The organism is Candidatus Nitrosocaldus islandicus, from assembly GCF_002906215.1.
Lineage (GTDB): Archaea > Thermoproteota > Nitrososphaeria > Nitrososphaerales > Nitrosocaldaceae > Nitrosocaldus > Nitrosocaldus cavascurensis.
In genome coordinates, this window is sequence record NZ_CP024014.1 from 67,811 (window position 1) to 81,539 (window position 13,729).

The 13,729-nt window shown below is 44.3% G+C and carries 13 protein-coding genes; 5 read left to right on the forward strand and 8 right to left on the reverse strand.

What is annotated here, in order from left to right; genetic code table 11:
• Positions 1-52: 52 nt before the first annotated feature.
• Both CRG89_RS00350 and CRG89_RS00355 read left to right on the forward strand, forming a co-directional pair.
• Positions 53-2,716, forward strand: a complete 2,664-nt coding sequence (locus tag CRG89_RS00350; RefSeq protein ID WP_103286420.1) for an adenosylcobalamin-dependent ribonucleoside-diphosphate reductase — start codon at positions 53-55, stop codon at positions 2,714-2,716.
• A gap of 133 nt (positions 2,717-2,849) precedes the next feature.
• Positions 2,850-3,122 carry a winged helix-turn-helix domain-containing protein gene (locus tag CRG89_RS00355; protein WP_103286421.1) on the forward strand — a complete coding sequence of 91 codons (273 nt, stop codon included), beginning with the start codon at positions 2,850-2,852 and terminating at the stop codon, positions 3,120-3,122.
• Between the two features lie 27 nt (positions 3,123-3,149).
• Here the strand turns inward: CRG89_RS00355 and pyrB are convergent, their stop codons facing one another.
• Positions 3,150-4,082, reverse strand: coding sequence for an aspartate carbamoyltransferase (gene pyrB, locus CRG89_RS00360; protein WP_103286422.1), 933 nt, complete (start codon positions 4,080-4,082; stop codon positions 3,150-3,152).
• Between the two features lie 40 nt (positions 4,083-4,122).
• On the opposite strand from pyrB, the gene pyrI reads away from it, so the two are divergent.
• Positions 4,123-4,599, forward strand: a complete 477-nt coding sequence (gene pyrI, locus CRG89_RS00365; RefSeq protein WP_103286423.1) for an aspartate carbamoyltransferase regulatory subunit — start codon at positions 4,123-4,125, stop codon at positions 4,597-4,599.
• On the opposite strand, the gene CRG89_RS00370 is transcribed toward pyrI, so the two are convergent.
• Complete coding sequence (locus CRG89_RS00370; RefSeq protein ID WP_148695087.1) at positions 4,571-5,035, reverse strand: hypothetical protein; 465 nt, start codon at positions 5,033-5,035, stop codon at positions 4,571-4,573. The two genes, pyrI and CRG89_RS00370, sit on opposite strands and share 29 nt — an antisense overlap.
• Before the next feature lie 305 nt (positions 5,036-5,340).
• On the opposite strand from CRG89_RS00370, the gene CRG89_RS00375 reads away from it, so the two are divergent.
• Together CRG89_RS00375 and CRG89_RS00380 are read left to right on the forward strand one after the other, a co-directional pair.
• The gene (locus CRG89_RS00375; RefSeq protein ID WP_103286425.1) at positions 5,341-5,604 is read left to right on the forward strand and encodes a hypothetical protein; all 264 of its coding nucleotides are present in this window, start codon (positions 5,341-5,343) and stop codon (positions 5,602-5,604) included.
• 96 nt (positions 5,605-5,700) lie between these two features.
• A complete protein-coding gene (locus CRG89_RS00380; RefSeq protein ID WP_103286426.1) occupies positions 5,701-6,831 on the forward strand; it encodes a V-type ATPase subunit in 1,131 nt (376 codons plus the stop codon).
• A gap of 41 nt (positions 6,832-6,872) precedes the next feature.
• Here CRG89_RS00380 and CRG89_RS00385 read toward each other — a convergent pair whose 3' ends face one another.
• The 6 genes from CRG89_RS00385 to CRG89_RS00405 form a co-directional block, all read right to left on the reverse strand.
• Positions 6,873-9,047 carry a V-type ATP synthase subunit I gene (locus tag CRG89_RS00385; RefSeq protein ID WP_103286427.1) on the reverse strand — a complete coding sequence of 725 codons (2,175 nt, stop codon included), beginning with the start codon at positions 9,045-9,047 and terminating at the stop codon, positions 6,873-6,875.
• Positions 9,048-9,117: 70 nt separating this feature from the next.
• A complete protein-coding gene (locus tag CRG89_RS00390) occupies positions 9,118-9,399 on the reverse strand; it encodes an ATP synthase subunit C (RefSeq protein WP_103287835.1) in 282 nt (93 codons plus the stop codon).
• Positions 9,400-9,596: 197 nt separating this feature from the next.
• Positions 9,597-9,722: a hypothetical protein gene (locus tag CRG89_RS09075; protein WP_269459685.1), complete on the reverse strand. Its 126-nt coding sequence runs from the start codon at positions 9,720-9,722 to the stop codon at positions 9,597-9,599.
• Positions 9,719-10,444, reverse strand: coding sequence for a V-type ATP synthase subunit D (locus CRG89_RS00395; protein WP_103286428.1), 726 nt, complete (start codon positions 10,442-10,444; stop codon positions 9,719-9,721). The genes CRG89_RS09075 and CRG89_RS00395 overlap by 4 nt, the downstream gene beginning before the upstream one ends.
• A 119-nt stretch (positions 10,445-10,563) precedes the next feature.
• The gene (locus tag CRG89_RS00400) at positions 10,564-11,949 is read right to left on the reverse strand and encodes a V-type ATP synthase subunit B (protein ID WP_103286429.1); all 1,386 of its coding nucleotides are present in this window, start codon (positions 11,947-11,949) and stop codon (positions 10,564-10,566) included.
• Positions 11,942-13,729: a V-type ATP synthase subunit A gene (locus CRG89_RS00405; protein WP_103286430.1), complete on the reverse strand. Its 1,788-nt coding sequence runs from the start codon at positions 13,727-13,729 to the stop codon at positions 11,942-11,944. The genes CRG89_RS00400 and CRG89_RS00405 overlap by 8 nt, the downstream gene beginning before the upstream one ends.

A 13,729-nucleotide genomic window follows, 5' to 3' on the forward strand; every position in this document is an offset into this window, starting at 1 on the left:
TACTCTAGATATGTAGTAGAATTCAAATAAAGGATGCTTACAATATACAATAATGAAGGATAGTACCGATGTGAAGCCCCAAGACCTAGCCAGTGCTATAGGCAAGATAAGGAAGAGGGATGGTAGCATAGTTGAGTTCCAGATGGCAAAGATAACCAATGCAATATACAAGGCACTTGTTGCTACAAGGAGGCCAGACTATGCCCTTGCTGAGAGGCTTGCAGAGAAGGTTGTGCAGAGGCTCATCAAGCAGGGATTCGATGCAAGCAACATACCAGGGGTTGAGGATGTTCAGGATATAGTTGAGACAGTGCTCATAGATGAGGGCTTGGCAGATACTGCCAAGGCATACATACTCTACAGGCATGAGAGGAGGAGGATAAGGGAGGAGAAGATGAAGATACTTGAGAGGAGTAGGCTTGATGAGGTTGACAAGGCATTAAGCACAAACTCTCTACGTGTACTTGCAAGCAGATACCTGCTGAAGGATGAGAGTGGTAAGATAGTTGAGAGTCCAAAGCAGATGTTCGAGAGGGTTGCCATACTGATCGCTATACCAGATATGCTTAGGGATGCTAGAGTCTTCATGCTAGATGGTAAGTTCAAGAGGGATGATGTTGCAAGGGTTAATGCATACATCGAGAGTATAGATGAGCTTGATGGAAGGTATAGCATAGGAAGGTACAGGTTGAATAAATGGCACCTTGAGGCAATGCTTAGACTCTACAAGGAGTTAGCATTACAGAACAGGATGAAGGTAGGCATAGATGAACTGCTCAGCATGCTTGAGAAGGGTGAGTTTGATGCGTATGAGAAGAGGGTTGAGGAGTACTATAGGCTCATGGTTGATATGTACTTCCTACCAAACTCCCCAACACTCATGAATGCAGGTACAAGGCTTGGTCAGTTGAGTGCATGCTTTGTCCTCCCAATACATGATGATCTAGCAAGCATAATGAAGACTGCTACAGATGCTGCACTCATCTTCAAGTCTGGTGGGGGAGTTGGTATAAACTACTCAAACCTTAGGCCAGAGGGCGATATAGTTGCATCTACAAGTGGAGTTGCATCTGGCCCAGTATCGTTCATGCGTATAGTTGATACAACCACTGAGGTGGTTAAGCAGGGAGGCAAGAGGAGAGGTGCAAACATGGGCATACTTGAGGTATGGCATCCAGATATAGAGAAGTTTGTAACGGCAAAGACCAAGCCAGGAGTGCTAGAGAACTTCAATGTAAGTGTTGGGGTATGGTCAGACTTTGTAGATGCTGTAAAGAGCAATGAGAAGTATGCATTGAGGAACCCAAGGAATGGGAAGATAGTTGGCTATATAGATGCTAGGCAGATGATGGAGTTGATTGCCATAAGTGCATGGCAGTCAGCAGAGCCTGGAATGATATTCCTTGATAACATGAACAAGTATAATGTGATGAAGGATGTGCAAGGGCTGATAAGGGCAACAAACCCATGTGGTGAGCAGAGCCTCTACCCATACGAGTCATGCAACCTTGGCTCAATAAACCTTGCCAAGTTGGTTAAGCGTAGGGCCGATGGGAGTTACGAGTTTGACTGGCAGAAGTATGAGCAGATAATAAGGCTAGCAACTAGGTTCCTTGATAACGTTATAGATGTGAGCAAGTACCCAATAGATGAGATAGATAGAGCAACAAAGGCTAGCAGGAGGATAGGGCTAGGGATAATGGGCCTTGCAGACCTACTCTACATGCTAAAGATACCATACAACAGCAGGGAAGGTTATGAGTTGATGAATAGGATTGCTGAAGCCTTGACATACTACAGTATGGATGAGAGTGTTGAGATAGCAAAGGCTAGGGGAGCATTCCCACTCTACAACGAGAGTGGATACATCCAAGGTAGATTACCAGTTGCAGGTTACTATGAACTTGCAAAGGAGGAGCATACACATGATTGGGATGCGTTGATAGAGAAGATAAAGCGCTATGGGATAAGGAATAGCCAAACCACTACTGTTGCTCCCACTGGAACGCTAAGCATGATAGCTGACTGCTCTGGAGGTATAGAACCTACATTCGCACTTGTGTATGAGAAGCATGTAACTGTTGGCAAGTTCTACTATACCAACAGGATATTCGAGGAGGCTCTAAGGGAGGCAGGCTTATACAGTGATGAGCTGCTTAAGAAGATAGCAGAGAACTATGGCTCTGTTAGAGGGCTTGATGAGGTGCCAGAGGAGATGCAGAAGGTCTTTGTTACTGCAATGGATATACACTGGGCAGACCACATCATGGCTCAAACTGTGTGGCAGAGGTGGATAAGTAATGCAATAGCAAAGACCATAAACATGCCTAACGATGTTACTGCTGAAGATGTGAAGTGCTCATATCTCCTTGCCCATGAACTAGGGTTGAAGGGCATAACAGTATTCAGGGATGGTTCAAGGCAGCAGCAGGTTCTTCACATAACTGGTGAGAGCAAGGTTAAGAGGTTTGATGCTATCCCAAGCAGTTATGTTGTAGAGTACATAAGGAGGTATGTAAAGGATGGTTCATTGCTAAGGGAGATAGAGGGTGCTATACTTAAGAGTGATAGGGCTAAGAGTAGTAGTAGGGGGTATGTACTTACTAGTGCTGGTGAAGGTGAGGTTCTATGCCCACTCTGCAAATCCAAGTTGGTCTTTGCTGAGGGTTGCAATACATGCGTGAACTGTGGATGGAGTAGTTGTATAGTCAGTTAATAATAGTATTAGCCTCCCATTCTATACATCCCTTTTTATTTATCTCTCTGTTAAGAAAGGATGCGATGGTTAGTTGTATGTATCAACCCCTACTCTAAAAGAACTGAAAGAGTAGGCCTAGCATAGATATGATATGGATAAGAGGAACAGGTTTGAGATAGTTGCAGATATACTTACAGTGCTGGAGAGAGAAGGAGCCATGTATAAGACACAGATAGCCAACAAGTGCAATCTAGATACAAGGATGCTAGGCAGGTATATAGATATGCTTCTAGATGCAAGGCTTATAACACATGATCCAGATCAACCTAGAGCATTCATCATAACAGATGAGGGGAGGAGGTATCTCATACTCTACAGGAGGATAAAGCAGATGCTATCTGATTATGAATTCAACTTGCACTGATCCATACATACATGCATACATAAATGATTATACTGGGAGATTTGGGTTTATGATCAATGCTAGTAGTGCTGCCCTAACATCCTTGCCATAGGAGGCCTGCTTGAAGTACCTTGCCCTTGAATCAGAATCAACCTCATATGCTACCTCATCAACCCTAGGCAATGGATGGAGCAGTATAGCATCGCTCTTTGCATCTTCTAGCACTCTACCATCTATTATGTAACTATGCTTTACCTTCTCATACTCATGTGGATCTGGGAACCTCTCCCTCTGTATCCTTGTTACGTATATAACATCCAGCACATCTATAACCTCATCTATAGAATCATGCTCCTTGATGTGCAAGGAGTCTAATGCATAAAGGGATTCCCTCCGTATCCTAAGCATTGGTGGTGCTATAAGATGTACCTCCACACTATATCTAGCAAGAGCATAGAGTAGAGAGTATACAGTTCTACTGTACTTCAAGTCTCCAACTATACCAATCTTGAGTCCATCTATCCTACCCTTCTCCTTCATCATCGTGTATAGATCAAGCATTGCCTGTGTTGGGTGCTCCTCTGCTCCACTCCCAGCATTTATAACTGGCTTCTCTGCAACCTCTGCTGCCAATCTTGCAGAGCCATCAAGCCAATGCCTAAGCACTATAACATCACTGTACGAGTCAACAACCCTTATAGTATCAACAAGGCTCTCCCCCTTCTCCATGGATGACTCTTTGCCACTTGCTATACCTATGCTTGTACCACCTATGGATGCCATTGCTATCTCAAAACTCAGCCTTGTTCTAGTGCTAGGCTCAAAGAATAGGTAGCAGAGAACCTTTCCCTTGCATATGCTTAGCCTCTCCTGCATGCTCATCTCCCTTATCCTATCAGTTGCCTTGAAGAGCATCTCTAACTCATCCCTTGCTATATCCCTAGTTGAGATCACATCCCTTCTATAGAACGGGTTATCCATGAGCAAGAAGATTATAAACCACTATATATGCAATTAGTACATGTCAGCAACAACAGAGGAGCAACTCCTAGTTAGGAGGATAAGGGAGGGTACTGTTATAGATCATATAGATGCGGGTAAGGCACTACTCGTACTTAAGGCTCTAGGCATAACTGGCAGGGAAGGTAATGTTATTACAGTAGCGATGAACGTGCCTAGCGTAAAGCTTGGGAAGAAGGATATAATCAAGATAGAGAATAGGTTGCTTGCTGTAGATGAGACCAACAAGATAGCACTTATAGCACCTAGGGCAACAATAAATATAGTTAGTGAGTATAGAGTTAAGGAGAAGAGGAGGGTAGAGCTACCAGATCTGCTGATAGGTGTATTCAATTGCCCAAACCCATCATGTGTAAGCAATGCAGAGAAGAGCATAGCAAGCAGGATAGAGGTTATAGATAGAGAGAAACAAAAATTAAGGTGTTGGTACTGTGGCAGGATGTTAGAGGCTAACGAGTTGATATCAAGCATCTATTGAGCCCTAACCCTATCCTCTCAGCATAGTACTCCATCATCCTTGCATGCCTTGCTTTCTCTGCATAGTTATCAGCCTTCTCAAACCTTATCATGTGGTATCTGAGTTGGCTGAGATCGCACATGCATATACCAGTTACAGGCTTGTACTTTGTGTTTGAGATCTCATGCTTCTTCCTATCAGCGTAAAGGGATACAGCGTAGGTTGCAAATGGCAGACCCATTATAGATGCCATCGCAAGATATACCTTCCACCCTATGGTTATTGGACCAGTTAAGAATAACATTAGTGCTATTGCTACAGCACCTATTGGTATAAGCAGTAAAGAGTATGCAGCAAGCCTATCATATGGTTCAGCATCATGCTCAAACTTGGAGAGCAGTTCTTCTAGCCTTGGTTCTATCCTATACCTACTCTTACCCTCAACCATTAGGGACATATACCATCTATTCGCAGAACTTGATTAAAAAATTTACTATATCAGAACTATATGCTGGAATCGATAGCAGGATAGCCAGATCCTCCTATCATAGTTCTATAAAGATTTACTTTATATTATATGAATCATATATATAAGTTTGTTATTATCATAAAACTGTCTAGATTTACAAATAGATAATTGTGATAATCAAAAGATTATAATCTGATAGGGATATAATCTATCTTTATTGATATAATTTATTTATGATTATGATTATTGGCATACAATTTTTAAAATATGAGTAAGGAGAGAAGATTGATGAGATGAGTACGCAGCAGATAAGCGCTGGGAGGATTATGAGGAGGGCAAGGCAGAACAATGTAGATCCAGGTGTGTTGATGAAAGGGGCATGGGTGAGCACGATGCTTGCTTTAATAATAGTACTTCCTTTGGCAGGGGTTATACTTGCCGTTAACAGTCTTACTGGTAACATAGCGATTGCAGCAGTAGCAGGATTTGCAATTCATGCTGTAACTCTAGCATTCATTGGAAGGATAAGCGATGCTCTAACTGCTATGCTTGAATAAGTAAGTAATGGAAAGCCTTGGTTCTTATTTTGCCTCTTCTATTATCTTAAGCATAAAGTTAAAATCCCCTCTACACATATGCATTGTGATTAGCAGTTGGCACCACTTAGCCTACCAAACAGGATATTTGGCACTGTAAAATCATTTGCTACCAAGGGTTCCCTACTCTCTAGGGAAGTGCTTGAGATGCTTGCAGAGTCAAGGGATATGGATGAGTTCATAGTAAGGCTTAAGAACACAAGGTACGTTGATGCTGTATCTAGGCTACAGAGACCATACACTGCTGTTGCTGTAGAGGGTGCTCTAAGGGAGGATCTTGTGAACTTCCACTCAAGTCTAGCAAACGTTGCTAGAGAATCTGAACTGCTCAATACATACTTTATAAGGTACATAATATACAACCTGAAGGTTATACTTAAGGCAAAGGCACTAAACAGATCCTATGAGGAGATACTCCCTTACGTGAATATGCGTGCTGAAGAACTCCTTGGTAGAAGGGATGTTGTTGTTAAAGCACTGGTAGCAAAGGATCTGGATGAGGCAGTAGCAAGCCTTGCAGGGAATGAGTTTGGGGAGGATGTGCAGAGTGCTGTGAATGTGTACAAGGAGAAGAGAGATCTGCAGGTATTCGATACATTCCTAGATCACACATTCTACCTTATGCTTGCTAGGGCTCTTGCAGCACATTGGCGTGACTCTGATGTAAAGGGTATAATAGTGCCTGAGATAGATGCGTATAACATACTTGCCATACTAAGAGCAAAGTTCTGGAATCTTGAGGAGGAGCAGATAAGGAGGCTGGTTGTAAGCAAGGTACCAGCCATAGACCTCTACAAGCCTGGCAGCTCTATAATGCCACTCAACCCAGTAAGACTCCCAACCCTGACTGTTGAGAGTATGCAGAAGATGATATCTGCAGAGAGTGTTAGCAGTGCAATTGCTGAGTTGGCAAACACAGCGTATAGGAACCTTGTACCACAACCACAGCAGTATACAAGTGATATAGATGCTATAGCAATCCTTGAAAAGAACCTTGAGGATATGCTGTACAGCAGGTACATAGCAACTTATCATTCCATGTTCAAGCACTCAACCATAATAGCAGCGCTGAAGTTAAGGGCGCTAGAGGTTAGGAACCTCTCTGCTATAGCAACGGGCATAGAGCAGAAGATGACTCCTGAGGTAATAATGAAGAAGTTGTATCTGCCTTACCTTCAACAACGCTAATAATAATATTCTATTGAATAATAATAATCTTGTTATTATTACTAACCGCTAATACCGCTACTACTAGCCCTAGCAACTCTCTTCCTCTCATCATCACCTGCATCTCTCATGGCTTTATCCTTGCCCTCCCAGATGAATATTGTGTAGAGCATCCTAGGCACTATCTTCCTGAACTCTGTTCCCTCGCCAGAGTACCACTTGGGGAACCACTCGTACAGGTGCAGCCTTATTGCCTGTATGTATACTATGAGCCCCTCAAGCATCATAACACCAAGGTTACCCCCTGCTAGCACTGCTATACCCCCTCCTATGTTACCTTGGCTCTCAAACTGGATGTATGCGCTGTTTATAGTAACCATTAAAGCAACATGGACTATGAGCATTATCCCCAATCTGCTGTAACTTATCGTATGTGAGAGCCACTCCAACGGCCTTATGAAGAATGCCTCCATAACAGCTCCTATCATCCCGCTCTCCTCACCCTCTCCACCATGCGCATGCCTCCTAGCCTCAATCATGTGTCCTAGCAACTGTATTACCATGCTTGCTATTAGTGCTGTAACTGCAGCATCTGCAACTATCTCAACCCTTGCCCAGTCACCAAGTATGGGTGTTATCCATGGCACAGGCTCCTCATGCCTGATCCCTGTAAGGCTGAACATCCCTATGACATCGTACCCAGCACCTATGGCAGAGAGTATCAATGCTACTACCGATAGATAACCTATGAGCGATGGTATGTGTACAGTTATGGATTCGAACCCCTTCCCTTCCCTGAAGCCCTTTATTATCCTAAGGATGAATGCACTGACAAGATGTGCTACACCTATAGCTACTGATACCTCAAGCACCCTAAGCACCTGCTCTATGCTGAGTTCTGATACATCAAGTATGCCTATTATATAGCCTAACTGTGTATGAAGCAATGGCTCAAATACAGCAAATTTGTCTATATGCCAGCCAAAGACCTCCCCAGTTATCAAGCCTGCAATTGTAGCACCAAGCCCACTTGCAGCAAGTAGTGTGCCCCAACTCCTTATGCTACCAACACCTCTAACCCTCAAGAGCATGCCTAGCAGGAAGAGCAGGAAGCCTTGACCAAAGTCAGCAAACATGAGACCATAGAATACTGGCCATACAAATGCTATCATTGGGGTAGGATCGTTCTCCTTCCTTACAGGTATACCTTGCTGGGATGTTATAACCTCGAACGTCCTCATGTACGTTGGATTCTGCATAAGTGTTGGGGAGTCTGGGTTATCCTCACTAACATCCTCAACTATGCATACCCAGTCCTTGCTGAGTTCTCTGAACCTCTTCTCCATACTTGCAGGTATGTAACCCTCTATGAGTGCAAAGTTCTTTGTGCCTGCTGGTTTGCGCATAGTCTCGAGTACATCCTTTGCTGCCTTTGCACCCTCATGGAGTGAGAGCATGGTTGGTGTAACATTAGCCTTGAACCTCTCTATAGCCTCTTCCACCTCTTCCTTCTTCCTCTCATACTCTGCTATACCCTTCTCAACCTGTGCATATGCCTCGCTTGGGTTCTGAGATAACCCCTTGGGTATTGTGAATGGATGTACATCGAATGTTCTGAATACCTTAACAACCTTCTCTGCATCTTCCCTAGTGCTTATAACCAATAGTGTTGTATTCAACTCACTTGAGCCTATGCTCTTAACATATACACCTTCAAGGCTCCTCTCTATCTCTGCAACATCGTTCTTGCCTACTATGAATATGGATGCGTAGAACCTCTTCATCATACTCATGGTATCTATGTTCATGTTTATGTTGGATGCTGTCCTTAGAACCTCCCTTATGCCCTTATACTCCTCAAGCACCTTGCTTACCCTGTTATGCTCAGTTAGTAGTGATCTAGCCTCCTCAATGATTGGCTTGCTCCTAGCCTCCAAGTCCTTTATAAGATCCTCAAGATCAGATATCACAAGCTTGGTCTTGATGTTTGGTGCACCCTTGAACATAGTATCAAGCACTCCAGTCTCCAGTTGGATGTTGAGTGATTTTACAACATCCTCTATTGATTGGAGCAATCTGCTAGCATCTAGCAGGAGATCATCTATGTCTGGATTAGTGTAGTGTGACTCCTTGTTTATTGGATGGAACCACTCCAGTTCCGCTAGCCTGTTTATGGCATCTGCAGCCTCCTTTCTAGGCAAGATGAGGCTAACCTTTTGCAATTTGACCAGTGGCATATCTATCCGCTCACCTCATTCCTTCCTTACATTGGATGGTTTAAAAATTCCTTCTGTATCTCTAACCCTCTTACTGCCCTAGTATTATGAAGACTACCACTAGACCGTATATTGCTATAGACTCTACCATACCTATGAATATGAATACCCTAGACTGGATCTTTGGGTTCTCGCTTATTGCTGCAAGTGCTGCAGCACCAACGTAACCCAGACCTAGTCCTGCTCCAAGTGCTGCAAGCCCAAATGCTATTGCAGCACCAAGCATCTGCTCTCCCACAACAGTCTTTGCTACCTGCTCCTCCTGTGCAAAAGCACTTCCTGCTGCTACTGTTAGCATCATCGTTATTGCCATTGCCACTGCGCCAATCACTAAAGCAAGAGATCTATAACTCATTTGGCTATGGGTTAAGATTACCTATATTTAACTATAACTCAGAAAGTGTTGGATTTTACAAGTGAAAGTGGATCTTGCATGTATTTGTAGATAACCAATTCCTAAGAGTAAATATGGATGGTATGGGGATAAAATATATAAAAAATGTAACCTAACTAACTTTTAAATACCCTCTGCTTCGCTAACCTAAGTTCATCCCTTATCCTTGCAATAATCCTATCCTTCTCCTGCTTGATCCTCTCCTCAGCCTCCCTATACAGGGTATCTATAGCCTCGTTCATCTTGCTAATGCTACCTCCTCCTTTTCCTTCTCCTTCTCCTCCCCTTCCTCACCCTTACTCAAAGCCTCAACCCCTGCAGCCATACCCTTCTTCTTCTCAAGGGTACTCTTGACCTTCTTGAGCCTCACAAACTCCTCCCTCTCCCTCTCCTCAAGCACATGGCCTATGAACTTTATTGCATGCTCGTAGTATGGCACTATAACATACTCTAGAGCGTTTATGAGCCTCTGTGTCCTCTCCAGTTCCTTTGCTAGACTGAATATTGCATTCTCGTACTCTGCAGCCTTGTATATACCTGGAAGTAGGTTCTTTATCAGTCTAGCAGCCTTGTCAACTGCTGCATTGGTATCAGCAAAGCTGTATGAGAGTACTGCCTTGCTATCCTTGTATGCTACCTGCAGTGTTGGTACCTTAACATCAACGATGCGTCTAACGTTCACATCAACCTCCATGGATGGAGGGGTTAGGGATGCTATTGCCTCTACAGTGTTTGTACCAAGTGTGAGATATGCATCCCTAACTGCATCGTACACATCCTGCAGTGGTGCCCATATCTCTTCTCTAGCCTTGCTTGCCTCCTCTATCATCTCATCTATCCTCTTCAATAGAACCTCACGCTTGTCATCAAGTATCTTGTGTACCATCTTTGCAACCTTGAGAGAGCGCTTGAACCTTATGAGTTCTATCTTTGTTGGGACTATACTCCTGCTAGAGAATGACATATGCTACCATCCTCCTCCCTTCTCATGAGCCTAAACTACAGCATCGCCAACTATGCATAACCATCATCACTTGCATCCTCCCATCCACCCACTCATTCATCCATCTATCTATCAACCAACTACCCCCTAGCCTTGTAGTACTTCTTTATATGCACTTCCTTTATCTTTGTCAACTCACCCTCTGGAAGGGTTGAGAGTACATCCCATGCCCTCCTCAGCGTCTCCTCTAACGTTCTATTCTCATCAACACTCTGCTTGAGGAACTGCTGCTCAAATGCATCACCAAAGTCAAGGTACTTAAGGTCAACGCCTGTAAGCCCTGCCTTCCCAACTATCTCTGATAATGCCCTAACTTCTTGAGCCCTAGCATATGCATCATACAACTGGTTACTAACCTCCATGTGATCTGCTCTAGTCTTACCCTCTCCTACACCATCCTTCATGAGCCTGCTTAGACTCATTAGCACACCAACTGGAGGATATATATCCCTCCTGAATAGATCCCTGCTAAGCACTATCTGCCCTTCAGTTATATAGCCTGTTAGGTCTGGTATTGGATGGGTTATATCATCTGCTGGCATTGAGAGTATTGGCATCTGTGTTATGCTTCCCTTGATATTCTTTATCCTACCTGCCCTCTCATATATCGTTGCGAGGTCTGTGTATAGATAACCTGGGTAACCCTTCCTCCCTGGAACCTCTTCTCTCGCAGCGCTTATCTCCCTCAATGCTTCAGCATAATTGGTCATATCAGTAAGTATGACAAGGACATGCATGTTAAGATCGAATGCTAGATACTCTGCAACTGTTAATGCTACCCTAGGTGTTATTATCCTCTCTATTGCTGGGTCATCTGCAAGGTTAAGGAAGAGCGTGCTCCTCCTAAGTGCTCCACTCTCCTCAAGGCTACGCTTGAAGTACTGAGCCTCACTGTATTGCACGCCTATGGCAGCGAAGACAACTGCAAACTCCTCCCCACTACCTACAACTGTTGCCTGCCTTGCAATCTGTGCAGCAAGGATGTTGTGGGGCATACCAGAACCTGAGAATATTGGTAACTTCTGTCCTCTAACCAGTGTTAACATACCATCTATCACAGATACACCAGTCTGTATGAAGTCTCTAGGGTACTCCCTCCTCTCAGGGTTGATTGGTGCACCATTCACATCCCTGAACTCCTCTGCTATAGGCTCTGGAAGCCCATCTATTGGCCTTCCAAGACCATCGAATATCCTACCAAGTAACTCCTGTGATACTGGGACCTCCATGGTCTTACCTAGGAACCTTGCCCTAGTACCTTTAACACTCAACCCTGTTGTACCCTCAAAGACCTGGATGACCGCCTTGCCCTGCCCTACCTCCAGTACCTTGCCTAACCTCTTTATCCCATCTATGGTCTCTATCTCTACAAGCTCATCAAACGATGCCTTGCTTATACCCTCAACTATCAGCAATGGTCCCCTTATCTCACTAACCTTTGTGTACTCAACACCAACCTCAACCAACTACCTGCTTCACCTCCCTAGCAGTTAAAGCCTTGAACTCTTCAACCATATCATTGTATAGAGCATCTATCTTGCTTATCTCCTCCTCGCTTATCTCAAACTTTGCCTTGAGCATCCTTGTTATTATCTGCATGGATCTTATATCGGCCAATGAGATCCCTGCCTTCAATGCCTTCTGTGCCTCTCTATAGAACCCAACCATGAGCCTTAGTAGTTTGAACTGCTTTGCTGGGCTGCAGTATGTGTCTATCTTATCGAATGCTGCCTGCTGAAGTATGCCTATCTTTATCATCCTTGCAACCTCTAGCACCAACTTCTCCTCATCTGGAAGAGCCTCAGGGCCTAGAAGCCTAACTATCTCCTTGAGCGTATCCTCCCTCTGGAGTATGTAGTAACCCTCTTCCCTCAACCTGAGCCACTCCTCACTAACATTCTTCATCCACCACTTTGCTATGCTATCAACGTAGCCTGAGTAGCTTATCATCCAGTTTATTGCTGGATAATGCCTAGAGTATGCCAATCTAGTGTCTAGACCCCAGAAGGTCTTTATGAACCTGATGGTATGTGTAGTTACAGGCTCGGTAAAGTCTGCACCAGATGGTGATACAGCACCTATGAGTGTTACAGAGCCTATGCGCTCTGGTGTACCCAATGCTATTCCTCTACCAGCACGCTCATAGAACTCAGCAAGCCTTGATGCTAGATAGGATGGATAGCCTTCCTCAGCAGGCATCTCCTCAAGCCTCCCACTCATCTCCCTCAACGCTTCAGCCCATCTACTTGTAGAATCAGCAACTAGAACAACATCATAGCCCATATCCCTGTAGTACTCGCCCATGGTTACTCCAGTGTATATACTTGCCTCTCTAGCAGCAACTGGCATGTTGCTTGTGTTTGCAACAAGCACTGTACGCTCCATCAATGGTCTACCAGATCTAGGATCGGTTAGATGAGGGAACTCAACAAGGACTTCAGTCATCTCATTACCTCTCTCCCCACACCCTATGTAGATCACAACCTGTGCATCTGCCCACTTTGCTATCTGGTGCATAGTAACTGTCTTACCTGTACCAAAACCTCCAGGTATTGCTGCTGTACCCCCCTTTGCAACTGGGAAGAACGTATCTATTACTCTCTGCCCAGTTATCAAAGGTATCGCTGGATCTAACTTCTCCCTCAATGGTCTAGGCCTCCTAACAGGCCAGTAATGGTACATCTTTGCCTCATACCTTCTCCCATTCTTCTCAAGTGTTGCTATTGGATGCTCTAGATCGTAAGCATCTTCACTCTCTATAGCAATAACCTTGCCTCCAGGGCTGTCTGGAGGAAGCATTATATGATGCTTTATCAACGGTGTCTCCTCTACTGTACCCAACCTACTCCCTGGCTCAAGCTCATCACCAACCTTTACTGTTGGGATGAATCTATACCTCTTCTTCTTATCAACTGGATCTACTGCTATACCTCTACTTATGAATGCACCAGACTGCTTTGCTATATCATCTAGAGGTCTTTGAATCCCATCGTATATCCTTCCTATAAGCCCTGGGCCTAGGAGCACACTGAGGGGGTTCCCAGTACCTATAACTGGCTCACCTGGCTTAAGACCAGAGGTTGACTCATACACCTGGATGAATGCTGTATCCCCTGTAAGCCTTATAACCTCGCCTATAAGTCTTGACTCCCCAACGTATACCGTCTCGTACATCTTTGCCTCTGCCATTCCATCTGCCTTCACTGCTGGCCCGCTTATCCAGATTATCCTTCCCTTTGCTACCAT

Coding starts and splice junctions, on each gene's coding strand:
- CRG89_RS00350 (WP_103286420.1), top strand. CDS start 53: ATGAAGGATAGTACCGATGTGAAGCCCCAAGACCTAGCCAGTGCTATA.
- CRG89_RS00355 (WP_103286421.1), top strand. CDS start 2,850: ATGGATAAGAGGAACAGGTTTGAGATAGTTGCAGATATACTTACAGTG.
- pyrB (WP_103286422.1), bottom strand. CDS start 4,082: ATGGATAACCCGTTCTATAGAAGGGATGTGATCTCAACTAGGGATATA.
- pyrI (WP_103286423.1), top strand. CDS start 4,123: ATGTCAGCAACAACAGAGGAGCAACTCCTAGTTAGGAGGATAAGGGAG.
- CRG89_RS00370 (WP_148695087.1), bottom strand. CDS start 5,035: ATGTCCCTAATGGTTGAGGGTAAGAGTAGGTATAGGATAGAACCAAGG.
- CRG89_RS00375 (WP_103286425.1), top strand. CDS start 5,341: ATGAGTACGCAGCAGATAAGCGCTGGGAGGATTATGAGGAGGGCAAGG.
- CRG89_RS00385 (WP_103286427.1), bottom strand. CDS start 9,047: ATGCCACTGGTCAAATTGCAAAAGGTTAGCCTCATCTTGCCTAGAAAG.
- CRG89_RS00390 (WP_103287835.1), bottom strand. CDS start 9,399: ATGGCAATAACGATGATGCTAACAGTAGCAGCAGGAAGTGCTTTTGCA.
- CRG89_RS09075 (WP_269459685.1), bottom strand. CDS start 9,722: ATGAACGAGGCTATAGATACCCTGTATAGGGAGGCTGAGGAGAGGATC.
- CRG89_RS00395 (WP_103286428.1), bottom strand. CDS start 10,444: ATGTCATTCTCTAGCAGGAGTATAGTCCCAACAAAGATAGAACTCATA.
- CRG89_RS00405 (WP_103286430.1), bottom strand. CDS start 13,729: ATGGTAGCAAAGGGAAGGATAATCTGGATAAGCGGGCCAGCAGTGAAG.